The organism is Pelagicoccus mobilis (assembly GCF_016595505.1).
GTDB classification, from domain to species: domain Bacteria; phylum Verrucomicrobiota; class Verrucomicrobiia; order Opitutales; family Opitutaceae; genus Pelagicoccus; species Pelagicoccus mobilis.
This window is the reverse complement of the sequence record NZ_JAENIL010000043.1, coordinates 1-19,877: the sequence shown is the minus strand read 5'-3', so window position 1 is coordinate 19,877 and position 19,877 is coordinate 1. Positions and strand designations below refer to the sequence as shown.

Genomic DNA, 19,877 nt, shown 5'->3' with positions numbered 1-19,877 from the left:
CCAAGTTGGAATCGGTAATCAGATGCGCTTTTTTCGAATTAGAAAGCGTAAATTGGGTGATTTACTCAATTTCTACAAGTTTGGCACTTTGACTCGGGGTTTTGGTATGTGTGGCTGCGGCAGACCCTAGTAGGCAGTCTAGTGATTGACCCTTTTATTAGTAAAATTCATAGATGTTGCACTTGTTCAGCGGATACGGCTGAATGCCCGTAATTACGGGTCGTGTCATGGAAATAGCGAATGAAGTATTGCTGGTTTTATTTACGGTAGCAGTGGTTGCCGGTTTCTTGGATACCCTTGCTGGTGGAGGTGGCTTGATTGCTTTGCCTGCCCTTTTGATGGCTGGGATTCCGCCTCTCGCCGCTTTGGGAACCAATAAACTGCAAGGCACAATGGGCACTGCTACGGCGAGTGTAATGATGCTGCGGACACGACGAGTTGCGTGGAAAGACGTTTGGCCGTTGATGCTGATCGCGTTTCTCGCGTCAGCTGCGGGGTCTGTCGCGGTCCAGTTCGTGGATGTGGAAGTATTGGGTTTTGTGATACCGGTTGTACTTGTTGGAACCGCGGTTTACTTTCTGTTTGGTTCGGTCGAGGAGAAAACGGATCAGGCCCCAGGGCGTGGGAATTCTCTCTTTCGTTGGTTAGCCGTTCCTGTTGTAGGCTGGTACGACGGAATGTTTGGTCCTGGTACCGGCTCCTTCTTTTCACTCGCTGGGGTGAGCCTGAGAGGGCAAAGTCTAGTGAACGCCACCGCTGTGGCCAAGACTCTCAACTTTGCCACGAACATCGCATCGCTGCTGGTTTTCTTGGCCGCCGGCAAAGTTGTCTGGTTAGCGGGTGGGGTAATGATAGGCGGGCAGCTATTGGGAGCGTGGCTGGGAGCTCATTGTTTGCTGCGAATAAAACCTCGGCTGTTGCGAAGTCTAGTCGTTGTCATGTGTTGCGCGATGCTGATCAAATATGGTTCGCAACAAGGATGGTGGTAAGATGAGGTCGAGGCTATGAGGTACAAGCTAGTCGTCTTTGATTTGGACTTTACTGTTTGGGACTCAGGTGGCGTTTGGTGCGACTGCTTGCTGCCGCCCTTTCGCAAGCACGAGGGCAGGGTGCTGGACGCGGAGGACTCTCATGTTCGGGTGTACGAGGACATTCCTTGGGCTTTGGAGACGCTGGCTGATTCAGGGGTGGAACTAGCGATTGCTTCGCGTACTTCACAGCCCAATTGGGCGAGAGAGCTTCTAGACCTTTTAAAGCTAAGGCATTTCTTTGAGTACGAAGAGATTTATCCCTCGTCGAAATTGCGTCATTTCGCTGAACTGAAGTCGAATACTGGATACGATTATTCGGAGATGCTTTTCTTCGACGATGAGCTCCGAAACGTCGAAGAAGTGGGTGAGCTAGGAGTACGGGTCGTGCACGTTCGCAACGGATTCCAGCGAGATCACCTTGCGTCGGAGATGGACGTTTAGAGCGTATGAGCACCTGGATGGTCGAGTTTTGGGGAAGCGAGGAGCTCAACTTGCTCTTCTGGATCGCGACTGCGAGCTCGGCTCCGTTCTGGGTTTTGATGCTCGTTTGGCCGAAGGCAAAAGTGACCCGTGTGCTATGCCGGCTTTGGCTCGCGCCTCCTTTGCTGGGGCTATTCTATTTATACCTGCTTTATTTGGCGAACGATGTGACGGGCCTGCCGAAGCTGGAAGGTGTAGAGATGAAAAACGTGAGGCGGTTTTGGGCTCATCCGATCTTATTCATTGCCCTGTGGATGCATCGCTTGGTGATGGACTTGTTTGTTGGAATTTGGATCGCCCGCTTTGCTCGGTTTCGGGCTTGGGAAGTGCGGATTGAGTTGCTGCTGGTTTGGTTGCTCGGCCCTTTGGGAGCGATGGTGTTCGCAGTGCGATACTGGATATCGGTCTTGCTTGGAAAGATAGAGCGGAAGAGAGGGTAGTGAGCGGAAACTGTGGGTCGTCGCGGCGAGGTGGCAGGGGATGGCGGGTCGACGCCCCGCCCTACAGAAGGGCTTTTATTGGATTTGGCTTTTGCGCCATTTGCCAGGGGTGGTACCGAGTTCACGCCTGAAAACTTGGGAGAGGTAGATCGCTGATTGAAACCCTGAGTCTTCCGCTATGTCGTCGAGTGTGCGATTGCTGTTTGCTAGAAGGTCCTGGGCTTGTGCGATTTTTGTGCGTAAGATTTCTTTGAATACGCTGCGACCGAGCGTCGCCTTAAACTCTCTTTCCAACAGAGTGCGACACACGGGGGATCGTTCGACAACTTGTTCCACCGAGATGGGGTCGCATGCGTGCTGCTTTATGAATTCCAAGGCGCGAGTAAGTGTTTTGGACTCGGTGGCGAGGATGTCGGTAGAAGCCCGGGTGATAACTTGACTTGATGGGATCAGTGTTTCGTTGGGAACCTTTTTGTTGGGATTCCGCATGAGTTCGTCGAGCAACTGGGCAGCGGAATAGCCGACTTGGGCGGCATCGGTTACGATACTTGAGATAGGTGTTGGGGAGAGTGTGCAGAGGTATTCGTCGTTATCCACACCCAGAACCGCGAGGTCCTCTGGGACTGAAAGTTCGACTCGGTTGGCAGCATCGATCGTCTCTCTCGCGATCTGGTCGTCAACGCACAGGACTGCGGTATTAGCGGGCAAGCTTTGTAACCATTTCCCGAGTTTGCGTTGCTGGGCTTCCCATGTCGCCTTCCTCTTTCCGAATCGTGTATCGGTAAACTGAAGACAGGTGTGGCCATTGATGTGCACGATTTCTTTGAAGTACTCCAGGCGCTGGTCGAGGTGAGGATGGTATTCGCTAGGTGCCCCCACGATAGCGAAACGCTTAAAGCCTTTGTCTTGAAAGTGCTGATAAGCGAGTTGGGCGATGCTTTGATTGTCGATTCCTACAAAGGGAACGGGAAGGTCGCTAAGAATGCCTCGGAGGTCCACCAGCGGAAGCTTCTTTGAAAGCAAAAGGTTGGCTGTGCTACGATCGCTGATGCGGGCGAGTATGCCATCACCAGCCCAGTCTTTAAGCCAAGGCGGTGGATTTCGCCCTAAGCCGGCAGGCTCAAAGTAGGCTGACCAAGCAAACTTACTCTGGTTGAACTGAGCCACCCCTTCCAGTAGCCCCCGCCCGTAAGCTCGGGAGGTCTCGATAAGAAGAGCGACCTTCTTGGGCTTGGTCTTTGCAGTGTGTCTTTGCGGCATACTGAAAATCTTAATAAAAATAAGAGAACAGGTAATGTCGGCAAGCTCTCAATTTGCTATGCTCTGAGGCCATGGAAGAGCTTGTTGGAGATGCGGAGAATGACTTTGCGAGAGAGTCTCGTCTGGCGATGCGTAAGGGAGAGTGGACGGGGGTGACTCAGTTCCGGGCACGAGACCAGGTGTTGGCGAATCTTGTGGTTATCCCGAAAAAGTGGGCTTATGACTTCGTGGTTTACTGTCAGCGGAACCCGAAGCCATGTCCCTTGATTGAAGTTCTTGAACCCGGCGACCCAGAACCACGTTACAGTGCTCCCGGAGCGGATATTCGCACCGACCTAGCGAGCTACCGTGTTTTTAGGAACGGTGAGTTTGAGGCGGATGTGCGTGAGATAGGCGAGCTTTGGCGGGAAGACAGTGTGGGTTTTTTGATCGGTTCGTCGCTCTCCTTTGATAATGCCTTGGTGCGGGCGGGAGTTCCATACTCGCCTGACGTATGGGTATTGAACTCATCGATACCGACGCGTCCTTCCGGACAATTCTCCGGAAACATGGTGATTACAATGCGCTGGATGAGTGCGGAGCAAGCGGTCATCGCAACGCAGTTAACGGGACGCTACTATAATAATCACGGAGCGCCTGTGCATATCGGAGATCCAGAAGCGATAGGGGCGGATTTGATGAACCCAATTGTAGGAGCTCCGGTCGAAGAGATTCCCGATGGAGTGGTGCCAGTTTTTTGGGCCTGTGGAGTGACTCCCCAAGTGACCCTATTGGGGGCGAAGCCTGAGCTGCTGATTACCCATACTCCCGCTCACCCCTTTATGTGCGACTTGAAGGTCGATCGCATTTGCCTGCCGTAACCCTAGAAAAACTAAGATGAGAAGAAGAGATTTTATTCGTGCAGCCAGTGGAGTGAGTGCCGGTTTGGCTCTCGCTGTTAAGGGTGGCTCAGCCCCAGAGAAGAAGAAAAAGCGTTCAGCTAATGATCGGATTAATGTCGCTCTGATTGGCGTTAAAAACTTAGGAAGCTCCACGCACTTGCCATCGGTGGTCGGTTCGGAAGAGTGCCAGCTTGTAGGAATTTGCGACGTAGATTCCGCAGTGTTATCTGATGCTGTAGGCAAAGCGGAGTCCCAATACGCTGAGCAAACCGGAAAAAGTGGATACAAGGGAATCAAGGCGTATGGCGACTTTCGGGAACTGTTGCAGCGGAAGGATCTTGATGCTGTGATGATCGCCACACCAGATCACTGGCACGTGCCAATTGCCAAAGAAGCTGTTAGAGCTGGTTTGGATGTTTACGTTGAGAAGCCGCTTTCGCTTCACATTCAAGAAGGACGCGAGCTGGTGGATTTGTTGAAGGAGCACCCAAGTATTGTGCAGGTTGGAAGCCAGCAGCGGTCAGGGGATCGGTTCATCATCGCGAGCGAGTTTGTTCGGAATGGTTTGCTCGGAGACATCAAGCATGTCGATGTCTCTATCAAAACGAGAGCGGGGAGCGCAGAAAAGTGGGAGCCTGAGCCCATCCCTGCTGAACTGAATTATGACATGTGGCTGGGGCCTGCCCCCTGGTCAGAATATCACTCCGAGCGCGTTCACTATAACTTTCGCTTTGTCCCGGAGATCTCGGGTGGAGAAATAGCCAACTGGGGAGCCCACTTTCTGGATACTGCTCAGATGGGGTTGGGAACAGACCTAACAGGTCCGGTTTCTGTGAGGGGGATGGGACAGCGCAATCCGGTTGGGTCCCGTCATACAAGCTTCTTCGATTTGGACGTGGATTACGAGTACGCGAATGGAGTAACCATGAAGCTCCACTCAGGCGGGAACGGAGTGACCTTTTTCGGGACTCGTGGACAACTGTTTGTGAATCGCAACAAGTTGGTTACTGATCCGCCGGAGTTGATTCGTGAATACAAGGAACACGAGGACTTGGCGATCCGACTCAGAAAAACAAAGGGTAGCCATTTTCAGAATTGGTTGTCCTGTATTCGTTCTCGGAAAGCGGAGGATTTGCACGCACCAGTAGAAGTGGGGCATCGCTCGGCAACGATCTGTCACTTGGCCAACATATCTATCGATCTCGGTAGACCTTTGTATTGGAATCCCGAGCGAGAGAGTTTTGTAGCCGATGCTCATGCGAACGCCCTAGTAAACCGTCCGTCGCGGGCGGAATGGACATTCTAAAAGATGAAGCACCTCGTTCTCATTTGTTTCGGCCTTATCCTATCGCTCATGGGAGGATGCTCGAAGTCGCTCAAGGTCCACATGCTCTCAGGTTCGAAGGAATACAATTCCGCTGAATCGCTAGCCCTTTGGTCTGAGCATCTCGAGAATCGTTACGGGATCGAGTCAAGTTTCACCTGGTCCGAGGACAAGGCGAAGACTGTGACCAATCTAGAGGCGTTGAAAGACGCAGACGTCCTCGTTGTTTTTTGTCGCCGTTGGGAGCTCGAGGGCGAACAAGCCCAAGCGATTATTGATTGGTGCGAGTCCGGAAAACCGGTGCTGGCGATTCGAACGGCAAGTCATGCCTTCCAATTTTACAAGGAGTTCGATTCAAAAATCCTCGGAGGAAACTATAGTGGGCATGGGCCAGCGGAGGACGAGGTGAGTATCCAGATAGTGGATGAAAATTCCAGCGACCCTCTCCTTGAAGGATTGGCTCCTTGGCAGCGCCCCGGAAAGGTCTACCGAAACCCGGAAATCGCTCAAGACTGTCAGGTTCTTCTACGAGCTCAATCGCCGCTCGAAGATCAAGCAGTAGCCTGGAAACGAGTGAATGGGGAGCAGCGTGTTTTCTATACCAGTCTCGGCCTGCCCGACGATTTTCAGAATCCTAAGTTCGTGGGATTATTGGACCGAGCTCTGCATTGGGTAGCAGAGGCTCGGCCCTAGGGTCGTTCAATCAGCCGCCGATGATCTGCTTGGCCGCCATGTGGTAGATGGGTATGCCAAGAGCTAGGTTCAGCGGAAAAGTAATCCCGAGACTGGTAAAGACGTAGTAGGCAGGGTTTGCATCAGGTAAAGCGATGCGGGCCGCAGCGGGAGCGGCGATATAGGATGCGCTGGCTGCTAGGGTGGCGAAGAGGGTTGCTCCGCCGGCAGAGAGTCCAAGGTATTTCGCGATGTAAACTCCGATGATTCCTTGGACGAGTGGGGCGATAATCGCAAAAGCGATGAGCTTCCCCTTCAGATCCGTGAATGATTTCAAGCTCTTGCCTGCGACGAGTCCCATTTCTAGTAAGAAGATTATCAATACGCCGTAGAATGGTTGGATGAGGAAGGGTGCTGCCTTTTCGGCTCCCAATGGTCCGGCGGCAGCTCCAATGACCAGCCCCGCAACCAACAAGTAGACGCTCTTTCCTGTGAAGGCTTCTCTCAATGCGGGACTTAGGTTCCCGGAACTCGTCCCGCCGTGCAGTTTGGCTAACATTATGGCGATTACGATCGCCGGGATTTCCATCAATGCCATGACCGCCGGGAGGAAGCTCTCGAATGGAACGTTGCGTGACTCGAGGAAAGCAAGGCAGGTCATGAACGTGACTGCGGACACGGACCCGTAGTGGGCTGCGATGGCAGCTGCGTTCGATACCGATTTGAATATCAGGTATTTTGAAATGTAGAAGGCGGCCGCGCTTAGGAGCGATCCAAGTAGGATCGCGGCAATCGCGACGGGCGCTACGGTTGCGAATTTCGTTTCAGCGAGAGAGGCTCCTCCTTTGAAGCCGATCGCGAGTAGAAGGTAGATTGCGAGGCCTTGGTAGACCTGTTCTGGTATTTTTAGGTCGCTTCGGGCGAAGACGGCAATGACTCCGGCTCCGAAGGCGAGCACTGGTGGGGAGAAGAGGTTGGCGTAGAGGGCTGCGCTTTCCATGGCTTATTTTCTCAGTGTGTGTTCTTTCGTATCGTAAGAAGAGGGATTGCGAGCGCTGTGACCGATGAGTTGTGCTGCGATCGGTGCAGTTAGGTAGAAGAGTCCGATTATGAGTATCGACTCGACGACTACGGTTAGCGTCTGGAAGTGGAGAGCGGCCGCGACCAGTAGGAGCGATGCTCCGAATGCCCCTGCTTTTGTCGCCGCGTGCATGCGGCTCATCGTATCGGGAAGGCGAATCGTTCCGATGGCGGCAATGAGAGCGAAGCTTGAGCCGACTATAATAGTGATAGCGATCAGATAGTTCATGCTAGTTCTTGTTTTGCATGTGACGGGTTGCGAGGTAGCGGGCGAATGCTGCTGTACTCATGAAGGCGAGCAGGGAGATGCAGACTGCTACGTTGAGGTAGACGCTCTTGTCTGCTGAGACTGCGAGTAGCGTGAATAGGGCGAGGCAAATGCCTGCCAGTAGGTCGAGCGCCACCACGCGATCTGTAGCTCGTGGTCCTTTGAAGGCACGGTAAAGCGCGATGAGAAGCGCCAGCGACAGAAGAGCGAATCCGACCTGAGAGGCGAACTGAATGACTTCTTTTTCCATTTCCTAAAGAGCGAGCCGGATGCGGCGCTCGTACTGGTTAGTGATTTCCTCTTGCAAGGTATTGGATGACCGTAGGTAGAGAGTGTGCAGAAACAGGGTTCGCTTATCTGAAGAGAACTCTAGGCTGAGAGTGCCGGGTGTCATCGTGATCATATTGGCGAGAGCGAACCGCTGTCGGTCTGTGAGTTGGCCTACCTGAACGGATACGATACCCGGGATTACGTCCATTGATGGACTGAGTACATCGCGGGCGACTTTCAAATTGGAGACGAGCACTTCCTTTAGGAAAAAGGTTAGAAGCTCTAGGATGTAGTAGATACGTTTCATGGTGCTGCTTGTGTGACTGCGACAACGTAGTCGGTTGAGAGGAGCTGGTTGATGTAATGCTCGGGGTTTAGGAGCTGGTAGGCTGCTTCTTGGGCGAAGGAGAAAAGTGGCTGGGAATGGAAGCCAATCCCGAGAGTGATGAGTGCGAATGCGATTGTGGGCATGTAGGAAGCTAGACCACTGTATCCAAATTCTGATTTCTTGGTGTCAGTTGTGTTTGGAGACGCTTTCCAGAACGCCTCGCCCCAGATCTTCGTCATCGAATAGAGTGTCATGATTCCAACGAGAAGGGCGATTGCGGCTGCCCAGTAGTGGGCCTCGTTGAGCGTTGCCTTGATGAGGGCGAACTTGGCCCAGAAGCCGGACAAAGGTGGGATGCCTCCGAGGGAGAACGCAGGAATAAAGAAGAGTAGGGCGAGGTAGGGGGCAGTTTTATATAGACCGCCAATATGCTTCAAAGAGTGCGATCCAGTTCTCCGGGCGATGATGCCTGAGATCAGGAACAAGTTGGTCTTAACGATGATATGATGGATCGTGTAGAAGATGGCCGCTGCAATCGCGAGTTGGCTGAAGATCGCGAGTCCCAAGGTCATGTAGCCGATCTGGCTAATGATGTGGAAAGATAGGATCTGTTTTAAGTCGAAGCGAGACGCTGCTCCGAGCACTCCGGTTACCATAGTGGCAAGCGAGAGTACGAAGATCGAACCCAGCAGAAAACTCGTGTCTTGGGTGAAAACCAAGGTGAAGCAGCGAAGAAGGGCGTAGACGCCTACTTTCGTTAGAAGCCCAGCGAAAAGGGCGGAGATTGCGATGGGGGGAGTGTGGTAGGATGCAGGCAGCCAAAAGAAGAAGGGGAAAAGTCCCGCTTTAATTGAAAACGCTACCAGGAACAAAACCGCAGAGCTGTTTACTAGGCTCGCATCCTCCAACTGGGAGAGTTTCAGGGCAGCGTCTGCCATATTTAGTGTACCCAGTTTCCCGTACAGAAGCCCAAGTCCTGCAAGGAACAGGGCGGATGCAACCAGGTTGATTGCCACGTACTTGAAACCTCCTTCGAACTGCGGCTTGCTGCCGCCAACTGTCATTAAAGCGAAGGATGCAATGAGCATTACCTCGAACCAGACATACAAGTTGAAGAGGTCTGCGGTAAGGAAGGCTCCATTGACTCCCGCAATGAGAAAGAGCGTTAGCGGGTAGAACCATTGGCTTCGCGCCGATGCTTTTAGGTCATCGATCGAGTAAATGGATATGCCGAGAGCGACCAGGGCTGAGACTCCAACCATGAGTGCAGCAAGCTTGTCGGCTATGAAAGATATGCCAAAGGGGGCCTCCCAATTTCCAAGTTCCAGGCTTATGATGTTGTGAACGCTCACCGTGTGCAGGAGCAGTCCAGCGACGAGTACTCCAAGAGCGCTCGTGGCGATGCCGATAAAGCTCTGGATCTTGCTCCGTTTAGCCAACAACAGTCCAAGGATGCCACCGGCAATTGGCAGCAGTATTGGCAATATGATGACAAGGTCGTTCATGTGTCCGTATTTTTGAAGTTGTTTAGGTCGTCGCTCCCGACTGCCTCTATGGCACGTCTCGAGAGTGCTAGGGTGAAGACCAGTAGGCCGAAACCGATCACGATGGCGGTAAGCACCAAGGCTTGTGGAAGTGGATCGGCGATGGTCTCAGGCGGGGCGCTCATGCCTGGTTCGATGATGGGAGGAGCTGCGGGCGTGAGTCCCGCGGATGTGAAAACGAGCAGGTTTACCGCCTGGCTGAGAAGAGCGATGCCGACGATGAATTTCAGGAGGCTACGCCTTAGCAGTGAGTAAATGCAGGCTGCGGCGATGGCTCCGATTGCGATTGCGTTGAGTAATTCCATTTTAAAGACAGTTAGCTGGTTCCTTCTTTTCGACCTTGGCAGAAGTCACGGCACGTTTTGGTAGATCGCTTGATGAAGCTTGTAGGTTGAAAACAACCTGTAGTGTAAAGCCGACTACGCAGAGAAATACCCCCACGTCGAAGAGGAGTGGTGTTCCGAGGTGGACCTTGCCAAGGAGCGGAAGGGTGAAATCGGGTAGCCAGAGGGCGCTCATGAAGGGCTTTCCAGTCATCGGACCGAAGAATCCGCTGACGAGTGCGAGGGCTAAGCCGAATCCTATGTAGTTTATCGGTGAGGCTCTTAACTTGGTTCGGGCGGCCTTTTCGCCGAATGCCATTGCGTAGAGAATGAAGCCTGCCGCAAGGATCAGGCCGCCGATGAAGCCGCCTCCTGGTTCGTTGTGGCCTCTGTAGAGAGCGACGATCGATAGTGCGATGCAAGTTAGCAGCAATGCGTTTGCTCCAACGCGGAAAATGAGATTGTCATCCGCGGAGAGCTGTCTGCGATCAAGGTGGGGCCGTAGGCAGATGGATACGCCTAGAGCGGCGATGCCGAGCACTGCGATCTCACCAAACGTATCCAGAGCGCGGAAATCCACCAGGATTACGTTCACTATATTTCGACCTTTCGCTAGTGGGTAGCTCCACTCGCTTAGCTGGTTAGATATTGTCGGTGCGAGTTCGAGAGCGGAGGATTTAAGCACGAGCAAAAACACGATGATGCCTCCGCAACTCGCGAAGATCGCGTCCTGGATGCGGAGCGACTTTTTCGAATACCTCTTGAAGGAGGGAAGCTTGAGAACCGCGTAAAGCATGAAGGCAACCGTCAGTGTTTCGACGACGATTTGTGTGATCGCTAGATCAGGTGCTCCGTTGAAGCCGTAGACGAGCGCGATTCCGAACCCAACCACGCCGAGACCTGCGAGCGCGTTGACGATACTTCGCGCTGCTGCAGCGACGAGGGCTCCCAGCACGATCGCGATCGTGATCGTTGTATTTAGAATTGAGATACCCTCGGTAGAAGGGAACGCTGGGAGTCCACCAAGAGCCAACAATTTGTAGGAAAGAAGAAGGCCGGAGACTCCCAGTATCACCCAAAGGTAGAAGCGCATGCTTCCGTTTTGCAGAAGAAGGGTGACCTCCTTTGACTTCTCGACGAACTGATGAAATGCGAACTCGTAAGCACGCTCTGTGCTGCGTCGTTCGATACGAGTGCCTATTCTCTGTTTCTTCCAGAAGTGCTCACGGGCAAGGTAGATTAGGATTCCCAGAGCCATTGTTACTAGGCTCAGTAGCAAGGGCAGGTTGAAACCATGCCACAGTGACACTTTTACAGTGGTTGCAACTCCGCTCGAAATTGATAGTGCGGGTCCGATCAAATTGCTTATCCACTCTGTTGGAAGGAAGCCGAAGGTGAGTCCGAGGCTGGCCAGGATGATGGGGCCGATCCACATCGAGAATGGAACTTCGTGAGGCGTGTGCGGTAAGAGGCTTGAGTAGGATTTTCCTAGCCCCGGTTTCGCAGCAGAGGACCAATAAGGATGCACGCCAGCTTTGAACGCGAGCGCGAGCAGCATAGCGTTTCCGACGATTGCGATGCCAGTAAGCACTGGAGCGAGGGAAGCGAGATCGATGCTTGCTTTGTAAACGTACTCTTTGGATACGAATCCCAGTAGTGGTGGAAATCCCCCTTTGGAGAGAGCGGCCAATCCCGCCGCCAGAGCTGTGAGAGGCATGGCTTTCCTAAGTCCGCCAAGTAGCGTGACCTCACGAGTGCCAGTGCCGTGATCGACGTTCCCGGCTGTCATGAACAAAGTCGCTTTGTACAAGGCATGTCCCAGCATGAAGAGTATGGCGGACTTGAGAGCGAGTTCTCCGCCGATCCCAATTAGCAGAACCAGCATGCCGAGAACGGACATTGTAGTGAATGCCAGAATACGCTTCAGGTCGCGTTGAAATAATCCAGTGACTGCACCCAGAAGGAGTGTGATCGTACCGCAGGTGATGAGGGTAATGCTCCAGGCTGGTGTGCCTCCATAGATTGGTGATAGCTTAAAAAGGAGAAAAACCCCTGCTTTAACCATCGTCGCTGAATGGAGATAGGCGCTCACCGGCGTAGGTGCAGCCATGGCATTCGGCAACCAGAACTGGAATGGGAACTGGGCGGATTTGGTGAACGCTCCCAGAAGCAATAATGGCAGTGCAGCCTGGGCCAAAGGGTTTTGTGCTAGGCTCGCCCCTTGAGCGATCAGGGTGGAGAACTGGTAGGACCCGCCGGCGGTCGCGAGTAGGATGAAGCCAGCGAGCATCGCGACACCGCCAAATCCAGTGACGAGCAGAGCCTGCAGCGCCTTTTTGCGTGCAGCTTCGTCCTCATGGTTGAAACCGATGAGCAGGTAGGACGAAATGCTGGTGAGTTCCCAAAAGACGAAGAAAACGATCAGGTTATCGGACAATGCGATACCCATCATGCCTGTCATAAAAAGCATCAGGAAGGTGAAGAACCGACCGGACAGCGGGTGCCCGTGCAGGTACCCTCCTGCGTAGACGAAGATGAACGCCCCTACGCCAGGTATCATCAATGCGAACAGGAGTCCCAGCCCATTAAGCTGAAGCTGGAAGTCTACGCCGAGTGAAGGTACCCAAGCGAAGGATACGCTTTCGGCTTGCAGGCCGTTGAGCGAACCAACCTGAGTCAACAGCCCGACGAAGATCACTGCAGGTATAGAGGCAAGTATCCATCCCGCTTTTTTCGGGAAGGCTTTGCATAGGGACGCAGCGATCAGGGCCCCGAGTACGGGGCCGATTATGGCGACGAGGAGCAGCATGGTTTTGTTAGGTAGTGGCTCCTGCTATTTGTAGCAGGGACTCCAGGAAGGTTTTTCCGGTCCCTTTCTCTTTTACCGCTAGAACTGCGGAGGCTTTGGCTCCCTTGAGCACATCCTCAGCGTTGCTTCCAAGCAGTGTGGAGGTAAGCGCGTCTTTTCCGCGGCACCCAACCACGATTAGGTCGTATTCTTCCTTTTCGCTCAGGCTGAGTAAGGTCGACCCCGGGACAGGACTGCTGATTGTTTTAGGAATTGCTTCGACTCCTTTGGTATCGTGCGATCGTAGGAAGTCTGTTAGCTGGTAGTACGATAGCTCTCTTAGTTCCTGTTGAAACTTCGCTCGTGGCAGACTCGTCTTGTGGAAGCCGCTTGGTATGGAGTAGAAATTGACGCAGGTAAGGTTGTCGAGATTGTGGGCGGAAGCGAATGCGGTTGCGCAGTCCAAGACGTATTCAGAATATTTCGACAAGTCCAAACCGAGACACACTCTTGAGAATGTTCCGGAGCTCTTCGCTGGTGCGAGCAGGACGGAGCAGGGCGCTTTGCGAGCAAGTTTGATAGCCAGAGAGCGGTCCAAATCGAAGTCTCCCGTTACGACAAGATCGATGTCGTGGGTTAGCGTTAGTTCTAGAAGAGCCACCGCAGGAGACTGGTCCTTGAGGAGGAGTTCTGTAGTGCAGTCTTCTGGTTCCGTGAAGAAGTCGCTGATGAACTGCTCGGAACGGATGCGCGCTGACTCCTCCAGCGGAGCCATGAGCCATGGGTACTCCCTTTTGAGTGGCTCTGGTATCTCGATCGATTCCCGGGCGTAAACAAATGTGACTGTTTTCGAGCGGGCAAGCTTAGCTACAAGGCTAGCGAGTTTGAGTGTAGGAATATCTGTTTCAGTGAGGGACAGGTTTACGAGAAGTCTTTCGAATCTGTACATGGCGTGAAGTGGTTGTTGGTTGAATGAGAAATATAATACACGAAAATATATTCGTGAAAAAGTTCACTTGAGTCTTGACTGTCAATTAAAAATGCGAAAAAAGAATCGTGTATTACATTACGTGAAAGGAGGAAAAATGAATATCACTACCAATGAAAAGCCGTCTACCTCGGGGAATGTCGCCCGGGCCGCTAGGCGTCCGCGTCGTGTATCGCGGCTTACTGGATCTGGTTTCGCAAAACGTGTCTGGAGTTCAGTCGGTGACCGTACGGTCTCGCCGGGAGCGACCTCTAGATGGACTAGTTTTAACCCATTCAGCTGAGGAAGGAGTTTTTGATGCACGTTCAGACTATTGACGGGCGACTGCCCATTCAGGTGGAGACTGTAAACCTCAAGCTGAGGAACCATTTCAAGGAGGCATTGCTGGGCAAGGCATGTCGCCTGTTTAGACGCCACTCCCAATTGCTGGGCGTGAAACTGCGAGTTCGCCGGGAAGAAACCGGTACGTCTCCCTCTCGCTACCTTGCGACCGTGCAGCTTGTGCTGCCCGGCTACGACCGAATCGTAGTCAAGAAGGGCGAGCGGCTCCCAAATCTGCTTTCCGAAACTTTAGAAGTCGCGGGGCGTCAGCTTCGTCGCCGTGCACGTGCTTTGAGGGCTAAAAAGAGGAGTTAGCCAACTAATAGACAGGAGGGGCTGCCGTTCCGTGTGGGACGGCAGCTTTTCTTGGGCTCTATCGGAGCGAGGGGTTCGCGCTGCGGTTCGCCCGCGGGTCGAACCTTAGCTTGATCATCAGTCGCTCGTGATTTTTTGTTTGGATGCTACGAAGAATTTTGCCTGAATTTAGAGGCGCGAAACATTTTTCTTAAACTTTAAATTCCAGATCTGCCATGCCAATTCAGACAGCAAAAGAACCTGAAACTGCCAAGAAGGAAGCTTCGAGTTGGACCTTTTTCTCGAATCACGCCCATGTCTTGCTGAGCTTGGATGCTCCAGAGGACAAGGTGCTGCGCGATGTCGCTCTCGAAGTTGGGATCACGGAGCGTGCAGTACAGGGGATCGTGGCGGACCTCGAAGCGGCCGGTGTGATCACCCGCTACAAGGAAGGTCGCTGTAATCGCTATAAGATCAACCGCAAGGTGAAGCTGCGTCACGCGATCGAGTCTCACCGCTCGGTGGGGGATCTGCTAGATTTCGTCCACAAGGATAAATAGGGGCGGCTCTCTGCTCCCGGTCTCCTTTGAAGGTAGCGGCCGTTGTCCCAACGGCCAGTTTGTTCAATGGTGCCCGTTGGGGACAACGGGCTCTACCTTTTTTCTGCTGGGATAGAGTGCACCTGCGAAACGAAGTCCTCGATCTCTGCTTTCGAATGAGGAGAGTGGACCCGTTTGGTAGACGGTGGCTGATGGGAAAGGCTGACTCCGTCTCGTCGCTCTGTTTTCGGTCTGATGGGGCGAGGGACAAATCCGCCTCCACAGTTTGGGCAAACGTCTTTCAAGACCGTATCCACGCAATCTTTACAGAATGTGCATTCGTAAGTGCAGATGCAGGCATCGGTAGACTCTGGCGGGAGATCCTTGTCGCAGAGTTCGCAGTTGGGTCTTAGTTCTAGCATGGAGTTGGAATTGAGAAGGTAGGGCTCGACCGCCGGGCGAGCCGCGTTGGAAGAGTGTCTGCTTTCGGCGTGCCACTCCTTCGTCAGAGGCTACGGCGGCGTGCCCGGCGGTCACGCCCTACCTCTGTTTAAGCGATCTTAAAGCGAACAGTCTCGCCGGCGGCACGGTGGTTGGTCAGGAACGCCTCGCCGTCGAAGGCGAGAGCTCGAGCCTGAAAAGGCACTTCGGCTAACTCTTCGTATTCGCCTGTGCAGCGATCGATGCGGCCGATGTAGTACTCGTTCGTTTCCTCGTCGGCGGTGTTGATGAGGTAAATGTAGCTGTCGACGATGGTTTGCCCGCAGATCCCGCGTGGAGCATCGTAAGCACGCTCCACTTCTCCGTCCGAGTCGAGGGCGAGAACCTTTTGGTTGTACCATTGGCTAACGTGCAAATTTTTGGCGTCGTAGCTCAGTTGGGAGCCGGTGTCGTCGGGGCACATGTAGCCCGAGTCTGAAACGGCTGCATCTCCAGATGAGAAGGAGCGCACGTAGCGGCTATCTTCTTCGGTTTCGCCGCGGATCAGGCGGAAGCTGTCGCCGGTTGCGACCAATCCCCAAGGAAGGCCGTTGACTTCGACTTCGGACTTAACGGACCAGTCGCTAGTATCTATCTGGTAGATACGCTTGGTATCGAGGGAGCCGATCCAGAGGTCGGACCCATCAAACGCAAGCGCTTGCGGAAGATCAGCAGGCGCTTTGTGGCGGGAGAGTTCGGTGATTGTTTTCATGGAATTGACGAGAGAAGTTGGGCTTTCTTGGTTCATGCCCGAATCATGCCAGAATCTGGCAACTTTGGGAATTTGGAGTTTTTAAAGGGGGTGTTTGGGAATGCTTAACGTTGCTCTGTTCTGGGGGCTAGACGAGAGATTCGGTTCTGATCGGACTTTGGTCGTACAACCAAGGTCTCATTTAGACGACGCGTGGATGTTGGTACAGTCAAGAGGTGAAAGAAGAGAGGATTCCAGATTGTCAGAGAATGAAGTTGAGCACTGAAGTGTTGTTCTACGCCGGGGCACTGGCGATTTTTTTAGTACTTTCGTTCGGCATAGTCTCTAGTTTGAAATCGATCGAGATTTCAAAGAGAGATTGGGCTTATGGTGGCAGTGCGATCGCGGTTGAGAAGTCGGTTGATAGCGTTACTCCCGCAGAGGTGGCCGCGGCGAGTGGACTGTCGCACAGCGAACTCAAATTGTTGGTCGATACTTCTGTTGCTTACGAGATCGATGCGGAAAGACCTGGTACGAGTAGCCTTTAGATATGAAGACTCTCTGAGTGCGAATGACTCGGCTAGCGGTATCTGTATCCAGATTTAGGAACTTATTTTCAGTATTTCGCAATCAACGCTCTTTCTTCGATTCTCTTGGCTTAGGCTTTTCTATGAGGATGGTGTGGCCTTGGATGAAGAGTTTGAAGCCTGGGACCGACATGTTCTTTGCGTAGGGCGAAATGGTCGGAAGGGAGCGGTTTAGAGATCGTAGTGGTTCGAGAATACGAACGAGGGCCTTCTTGAGTCGTGATGGATTCTTGGACATGGCATGAGTATGCCACAAGGGTTCCTGTCTGCATATTTGCCTTTTTCGAAGAGGGGACTCGGGAAAACTTAACACCTCATTGGGGGAGGTGACGGAGGCTGCTTTGCTAGCACTCTAATTGCTCCCAGAGTGACTTGGTTGCGGTTGTGCCTCTTGTTGGCAATGACGGAGCATTGCCCTCCTATTTGTCGAATAGCTTGTCTTGAACGAGGCCCCAGTCGACGAGGATGATCTTTTCCTCCTCGATAATCTTCTTCGTTTCCTCACTCATCGTCCAATCGAAGTCTTCTTGACGCCATGCCGCTCCCCAGAGCGGGTGGTTCACGGTGATGGCCTGCATTTCGGGGTCGTCGAAACCGAGGTGGAGGACGAGAAGGTTGAGGCCTGGGCCGATGGAGCGAAGGTAGTTGTTATAGTTCTCGGCGAGCTTACCGGGGAAGTCTTCGGGGATCGCTCCGTGGTTGGTGGTGATTTTTCCCGGCATCTTCGCAACCGCGTCCTTAAATTCTGGGGACGTGGAGTCCTGGCCATGATGCTCGTGGAGGCGGACGGGCATGCTGTATTCTTTGCCGAGCCGGAAGTAGAGTTCGGCGATGTCCTCGCGAGCGAGCATCGAGCCCATATGTCCATCGAGGTGGGTTGATTCAATGCCGGCCGCTTTGGCGGCTTCGATCTGGGCGCGGACCTCTTTTTCGATTTCCTCGATATCGGCCGCTTCGGCGAAATCGGGGATGTTGCTGTGAAAGTGACCGTGCTCGTTTACGAGGGAAGGGACGTTGGCGGGACCGGCGAGAGGACCCCATTTGTACAAGTCCCATTCAGCGGTGAGGGTGATGTGTACTCCGAGATCGGCTTCAGGGTTTTCTTGAGCGTAGTCGCTGACCTCCTTCACCCAGGGCGTGACCATCATGACGCTGGCTGAAGTGAGCACGCCTTCTTCCATCGCCTGAAAGGTGGCTACGTTCTTCGAGTGAGACATGCCCAGATCGTCACCATGAATGATAAGAAGTTTGGCATCGGCGGGATAGCCGAGCTGCTCTTGGATGCTGTGATGCTCGTGGGCGTAAATCTGACTAACGAGTGCGAATGCGGCGAAGAGGCGGATCGATGGGTTCATATTGGGGTGGGGGCTGGGTAATTGAGTGAAGGAATTATACTCTAAAACTCATTATCAGACAGAGTATTTCGGCTAAACTTAGCTCTCTCATAATTGTCTACCCGTGAGTTTATCCTACCCCGCCATTTTTACGAGTCGCTGCGTGTTCAGCGTGATCTTTCTTTTTGTTGTTGTCGCTGGTCATTCAGCAGAGCCGATTCGGTTCGAGGCGGAAGATGGGGCACTTACAGGTACGGTCGTGAGCAGCTCTGCGAGTGGCTTCTCTGGTACTGGATATGTGCGTGGCTTCTCGGATCAGGCAGATCGAGTTGTTCTCAGTTTCAATGCGACAGAAGGTATTTATGACATCGTCGTAGGATTTCGGACGCCGGGAGGGGAGAAGGGATTTAATGGAGCTCTGAATGGGCTTGGGTTCTCGGGGCATTTCGAGGCGAGTGATGTTTGGCAACGTTATGAACTGGGAGTGATGGCGTTGCAGGACGGGGAGAACGAGATTTGGATCGGCGGAGGCTGGAGCTATTACGAGATCGACTACGTTGAGATCCGAGAGAGCGAACCTTTTCCACGTCCAAGTCGAGTGGACCCGGTTCCCGTTGACCCTCTCGCAAGTTCTGAGGCCAAGGAGTTGCTATCGTATTTGTCTGACCGCTACGGACGGCTTACCCTTTCTGGTCAGCAGGATATTCCCGAACTAGACATTGTAGAAAACCTGACCGGAGTGCGGCCAGCGATACTCGGGGGTGACTTGATGGACTATTCGCCGAGTCGGGTTGAGAATGGGGCTGATGCGCAGAATGAAACGGAGAATCTGATCGCCCAATACGAAGCGGGTATGATCATTACGGTATCATGGCACTGGAACGCTCCGACGGATCTGGTTGAGTCCGAAGAGTATCCCTGGTGGAGGGGATTCTACACGGAGGGGACGACTTTTGATTTTGTGGCGGCATTGGACGATCCGGAAGGGGATAACTATCAGTTGATTCTTCGAGACATCGATACGATTGCGATTGAGTTGAAGAAGCTGCAGGAGGCAGACGTTCCGGTGCTTTGGCGTCCATTGCACGAGTCCGATGGAGGCTGGTTCTGGTGGGGAACCAAAGGGGCTGACAATCTGAGACGACTCTGGGTTTTGCTGTATGATCGTTTAACGGAGCATCACGGGATCCATAATTTGATCTGGGTGCAGACGATCGAGGATCTCGATTGGTATGCGGGTGATGAATACGTTGATATTCTGGGAATTGACTCCTACCCGGATGATCCAAGGGATCCATTGACTGGAATCTGGAAGCGTTTTCTGGATCGGTTTGATGGAAAGAAGATCATCGCCCTCTCGGAGTTCGGCAGGGTGCCGGATATCCCGATGATGCAGAGTCTGGGGGTTTGGTTTTCCTACTTCATGAGTTGGAATGGAGATCTCGGGGCTGGAGGAATGCCGGACACGCAAGCATTGCAGGCTATCTATACATCTGATGAGGTTGTCGACTATGCTGAACTGGGCGCTCCTGATGCGGATGGTGATGGTCTGGATAGCGTGCTCGAATTGGCTTTTGGCAGCAGCGATGATGAGTCCGACTCGAACGGTGACCTCGTGTCGGATGGTTTGTCGGTACGACTTGGATACGAACCCTTATTCGACTTGAGTGGGCTTGGGGCGTTTTACGGTGCTGAGGATCGTCGGCTTGAGTTCTGGAGTTCCGAGGGAGTGATGTTTGCCTCAATGCCGCTAGGATTGGACTTAAGTCTGTCCGACCTCGAGAGCATGGAATTGGTAGGAACGAGGAGTTCGGACTTAGTTGTCTGGGATGATCTGGATATTCGAGCCGAAGACTTCGTTGAAACGAGCGATGAATCGGCCGTGCTAAAGGTGTATTCCGATGACAACGCGGTATTCCTGAAGCTGACGGCTCAGCAACGATAACACCTTGGT

At 53.1% G+C, this 19,877-nt stretch carries 23 protein-coding genes; 10 read left to right on the top strand and 13 right to left on the bottom strand.

All coding sequences use genetic code 11. The features are described from left to right. Positions 1-203: 203 nt before the first annotated feature. From JIN87_RS20170 to JIN87_RS20160, 3 genes are read left to right on the top strand one after another with little or no spacing between them, the layout of a single operon-like run. The gene (locus JIN87_RS20170; protein WP_200357425.1) at positions 204-989 is read left to right on the top strand and encodes a TSUP family transporter; all 786 of its coding nucleotides are present in this window, start codon (positions 204-206) and stop codon (positions 987-989) included. A gap of 15 nt (positions 990-1,004) precedes the next feature. Beyond that, positions 1,005-1,472, top strand: a complete 468-nt coding sequence (locus tag JIN87_RS20165; protein WP_200357424.1) for a magnesium-dependent phosphatase-1 — start codon at positions 1,005-1,007, stop codon at positions 1,470-1,472. Positions 1,473-1,477: 5 nt separating this feature from the next. Then, positions 1,478-1,951: an abscisic acid-deficient protein Aba4 family protein gene (locus JIN87_RS20160; protein ID WP_200357423.1), complete on the top strand. Its 474-nt coding sequence runs from the start codon at positions 1,478-1,480 to the stop codon at positions 1,949-1,951. Positions 1,952-2,026: 75 nt separating this feature from the next. On the opposite strand, the gene JIN87_RS20155 is transcribed toward JIN87_RS20160, so the two are convergent. Continuing rightward, on the bottom strand, positions 2,027-3,211 hold the full coding sequence (locus tag JIN87_RS20155; protein WP_200357422.1) for an AraC family transcriptional regulator: 1,185 nt from the start codon (positions 3,209-3,211) through the stop codon (positions 2,027-2,029). 71 nt (positions 3,212-3,282) lie between these two features. Here JIN87_RS20155 and JIN87_RS20150 point away from each other — a divergent pair, with 71 nt between their 5' ends. The 3 genes from JIN87_RS20150 to JIN87_RS20140 are packed head-to-tail and all read left to right on the top strand — an operon-like array spanning position 3,283 to position 6,109. Next, entirely contained in the window at positions 3,283-4,071 is a 789-nt protein-coding gene (locus JIN87_RS20150; RefSeq protein ID WP_200357421.1) for a D-glutamate cyclase family protein, read from the top strand. Between the two features lie 16 nt (positions 4,072-4,087). Continuing rightward, positions 4,088-5,398, top strand: coding sequence for a Gfo/Idh/MocA family protein (locus JIN87_RS20145; RefSeq protein WP_200357420.1), 1,311 nt, complete (start codon positions 4,088-4,090; stop codon positions 5,396-5,398). Between the two features lie 3 nt (positions 5,399-5,401). Next, entirely contained in the window at positions 5,402-6,109 is a 708-nt protein-coding gene (locus JIN87_RS20140) for a ThuA domain-containing protein (RefSeq protein WP_200357419.1), read from the top strand. A 10-nt stretch (positions 6,110-6,119) separates the two neighbouring features. Here JIN87_RS20140 and JIN87_RS20135 read toward each other — a convergent pair whose 3' ends face one another. Genes JIN87_RS20135 through JIN87_RS20100 form a run of 8 tightly spaced genes read right to left on the bottom strand, consistent with a single transcriptional unit; the run spans position 6,120 to position 13,638 of the window. Beyond that, positions 6,120-7,088: a sodium-dependent bicarbonate transport family permease gene (locus JIN87_RS20135; RefSeq protein WP_200357418.1), complete on the bottom strand. Its 969-nt coding sequence runs from the start codon at positions 7,086-7,088 to the stop codon at positions 6,120-6,122. Positions 7,089-7,091: 3 nt separating this feature from the next. Beyond that, positions 7,092-7,397, bottom strand: coding sequence for a monovalent cation/H(+) antiporter subunit G (gene mnhG, locus JIN87_RS20130; RefSeq protein WP_200357417.1), 306 nt, complete (start codon positions 7,395-7,397; stop codon positions 7,092-7,094). Position 7,398: 1 nt separating this feature from the next. After that, complete coding sequence (locus JIN87_RS20125) at positions 7,399-7,686, bottom strand: MrpF/PhaF family protein (RefSeq protein WP_200357416.1); 288 nt, start codon at positions 7,684-7,686, stop codon at positions 7,399-7,401. Positions 7,687-7,689: 3 nt separating this feature from the next. Then, entirely contained in the window at positions 7,690-8,013 is a 324-nt protein-coding gene (locus JIN87_RS20120; RefSeq protein ID WP_200357415.1) for a Na+/H+ antiporter subunit E, read from the bottom strand. After that, entirely contained in the window at positions 8,010-9,539 is a 1,530-nt protein-coding gene (locus JIN87_RS20115; protein WP_200357414.1) for a Na+/H+ antiporter subunit D, read from the bottom strand. Before JIN87_RS20115 ends, JIN87_RS20120 begins: the two co-directional genes overlap by 4 nt. Next, the gene (locus JIN87_RS20110) at positions 9,536-9,883 is read right to left on the bottom strand and encodes an NADH-quinone oxidoreductase subunit K (RefSeq protein WP_200357413.1); all 348 of its coding nucleotides are present in this window, start codon (positions 9,881-9,883) and stop codon (positions 9,536-9,538) included. The genes JIN87_RS20115 and JIN87_RS20110 overlap by 4 nt, the downstream gene beginning before the upstream one ends. 1 nt (position 9,884) lies before the next feature. After that, on the bottom strand, positions 9,885-12,710 hold the full coding sequence (gene mbhE / locus JIN87_RS20105; RefSeq protein WP_200357412.1) for a hydrogen gas-evolving membrane-bound hydrogenase subunit E: 2,826 nt from the start codon (positions 12,708-12,710) through the stop codon (positions 9,885-9,887). A gap of 7 nt (positions 12,711-12,717) precedes the next feature. After that, on the bottom strand, positions 12,718-13,638 hold the full coding sequence (locus JIN87_RS20100; protein ID WP_200357411.1) for a universal stress protein: 921 nt from the start codon (positions 13,636-13,638) through the stop codon (positions 12,718-12,720). Between the two features lie 336 nt (positions 13,639-13,974). On the opposite strand from JIN87_RS20100, the gene JIN87_RS20095 reads away from it, so the two are divergent. Together JIN87_RS20095 and JIN87_RS20090 are read left to right on the top strand one after the other, a co-directional pair. Further along, positions 13,975-14,313, top strand: coding sequence for a hypothetical protein (locus JIN87_RS20095; RefSeq protein WP_200357410.1), 339 nt, complete (start codon positions 13,975-13,977; stop codon positions 14,311-14,313). Positions 14,314-14,528: 215 nt separating this feature from the next. Further along, on the top strand, positions 14,529-14,852 hold the full coding sequence (locus JIN87_RS20090) for a winged helix-turn-helix domain-containing protein (protein ID WP_200357409.1): 324 nt from the start codon (positions 14,529-14,531) through the stop codon (positions 14,850-14,852). Between the two features lie 92 nt (positions 14,853-14,944). Here the strand turns inward: JIN87_RS20090 and JIN87_RS20085 are convergent, their stop codons facing one another. Together JIN87_RS20085 and JIN87_RS20080 are read right to left on the bottom strand one after the other, a co-directional pair. Beyond that, entirely contained in the window at positions 14,945-15,253 is a 309-nt protein-coding gene (locus JIN87_RS20085) for a DUF1272 domain-containing protein (RefSeq protein ID WP_200357408.1), read from the bottom strand. 128 nt (positions 15,254-15,381) lie between these two features. Next, entirely contained in the window at positions 15,382-16,023 is a 642-nt protein-coding gene (locus JIN87_RS20080) for a YncE family protein (RefSeq protein WP_200357407.1), read from the bottom strand. 248 nt (positions 16,024-16,271) lie between these two features. On the opposite strand from JIN87_RS20080, the gene JIN87_RS20075 reads away from it, so the two are divergent. Then, positions 16,272-16,550, top strand: coding sequence for a hypothetical protein (locus JIN87_RS20075; protein ID WP_200357406.1), 279 nt, complete (start codon positions 16,272-16,274; stop codon positions 16,548-16,550). 82 nt (positions 16,551-16,632) lie between these two features. On the opposite strand, the gene JIN87_RS20070 is transcribed toward JIN87_RS20075, so the two are convergent. Both JIN87_RS20070 and JIN87_RS20065 read right to left on the bottom strand, forming a co-directional pair. Further along, complete coding sequence (locus JIN87_RS20070; protein ID WP_200357405.1) at positions 16,633-16,827, bottom strand: hypothetical protein; 195 nt, start codon at positions 16,825-16,827, stop codon at positions 16,633-16,635. Positions 16,828-17,008: 181 nt separating this feature from the next. Further along, a complete protein-coding gene (locus JIN87_RS20065; RefSeq protein WP_200357404.1) occupies positions 17,009-17,944 on the bottom strand; it encodes a polysaccharide deacetylase family protein in 936 nt (311 codons plus the stop codon). 103 nt (positions 17,945-18,047) lie between these two features. Between JIN87_RS20065 and JIN87_RS20060 the strand changes: the two genes are divergently transcribed. Beyond that, positions 18,048-19,868, top strand: coding sequence for a glycosyl hydrolase (locus JIN87_RS20060; protein ID WP_200357403.1), 1,821 nt, complete (start codon positions 18,048-18,050; stop codon positions 19,866-19,868). Positions 19,869-19,877 lie beyond the last annotated feature (9 nt).

Excerpts from the sequence above, each read along its gene's own strand:
- JIN87_RS20080 (WP_200357407.1), bottom strand. The coding sequence starts at position 16,023 with ATGAAAACAATCACCGAACTCTCCCGCCACAAAGCGCCTGCTGATCTT.
- JIN87_RS20120 (WP_200357415.1), bottom strand. The coding sequence starts at position 8,013 with ATGAAACGTATCTACTACATCCTAGAGCTTCTAACCTTTTTCCTAAAG.
- JIN87_RS20115 (WP_200357414.1), bottom strand. The coding sequence starts at position 9,539 with ATGAACGACCTTGTCATCATATTGCCAATACTGCTGCCAATTGCCGGT.
- JIN87_RS20125 (WP_200357416.1), bottom strand. The coding sequence starts at position 7,686 with ATGGAAAAAGAAGTCATTCAGTTCGCCTCTCAGGTCGGATTCGCTCTT.
- JIN87_RS20065 (WP_200357404.1), bottom strand. The coding sequence starts at position 17,944 with ATGAACCCATCGATCCGCCTCTTCGCCGCATTCGCACTCGTTAGTCAG.
- mbhE (WP_200357412.1), bottom strand. The coding sequence starts at position 12,710 with ATGCTGCTCCTCGTCGCCATAATCGGCCCCGTACTCGGGGCCCTGATC.
- JIN87_RS20140 (WP_200357419.1), top strand. The coding sequence starts at position 5,402 with ATGAAGCACCTCGTTCTCATTTGTTTCGGCCTTATCCTATCGCTCATG.
- JIN87_RS20135 (WP_200357418.1), bottom strand. The coding sequence starts at position 7,088 with ATGGAAAGCGCAGCCCTCTACGCCAACCTCTTCTCCCCACCAGTGCTC.
- JIN87_RS20100 (WP_200357411.1), bottom strand. The coding sequence starts at position 13,638 with ATGTACAGATTCGAAAGACTTCTCGTAAACCTGTCCCTCACTGAAACA.
- JIN87_RS20145 (WP_200357420.1), top strand. The coding sequence starts at position 4,088 with ATGAGAAGAAGAGATTTTATTCGTGCAGCCAGTGGAGTGAGTGCCGGT.
- JIN87_RS20110 (WP_200357413.1), bottom strand. The coding sequence starts at position 9,883 with ATGGAATTACTCAACGCAATCGCAATCGGAGCCATCGCCGCAGCCTGC.
- JIN87_RS20085 (WP_200357408.1), bottom strand. The coding sequence starts at position 15,253 with ATGCTAGAACTAAGACCCAACTGCGAACTCTGCGACAAGGATCTCCCG.
- JIN87_RS20075 (WP_200357406.1), top strand. The coding sequence starts at position 16,272 with ATGAAGTTGAGCACTGAAGTGTTGTTCTACGCCGGGGCACTGGCGATT.
- JIN87_RS20150 (WP_200357421.1), top strand. The coding sequence starts at position 3,283 with ATGGAAGAGCTTGTTGGAGATGCGGAGAATGACTTTGCGAGAGAGTCT.
- JIN87_RS20155 (WP_200357422.1), bottom strand. The coding sequence starts at position 3,211 with ATGCCGCAAAGACACACTGCAAAGACCAAGCCCAAGAAGGTCGCTCTT.
- JIN87_RS20165 (WP_200357424.1), top strand. The coding sequence starts at position 1,005 with ATGAGGTACAAGCTAGTCGTCTTTGATTTGGACTTTACTGTTTGGGAC.
- JIN87_RS20170 (WP_200357425.1), top strand. The coding sequence starts at position 204 with ATGCCCGTAATTACGGGTCGTGTCATGGAAATAGCGAATGAAGTATTG.
- JIN87_RS20095 (WP_200357410.1), top strand. The coding sequence starts at position 13,975 with ATGCACGTTCAGACTATTGACGGGCGACTGCCCATTCAGGTGGAGACT.
- mnhG (WP_200357417.1), bottom strand. The coding sequence starts at position 7,397 with ATGAACTATCTGATCGCTATCACTATTATAGTCGGCTCAAGCTTCGCT.
- JIN87_RS20070 (WP_200357405.1), bottom strand. The coding sequence starts at position 16,827 with ATGTCCAAGAATCCATCACGACTCAAGAAGGCCCTCGTTCGTATTCTC.
- JIN87_RS20160 (WP_200357423.1), top strand. The coding sequence starts at position 1,478 with ATGAGCACCTGGATGGTCGAGTTTTGGGGAAGCGAGGAGCTCAACTTG.
- JIN87_RS20090 (WP_200357409.1), top strand. The coding sequence starts at position 14,529 with ATGCCAATTCAGACAGCAAAAGAACCTGAAACTGCCAAGAAGGAAGCT.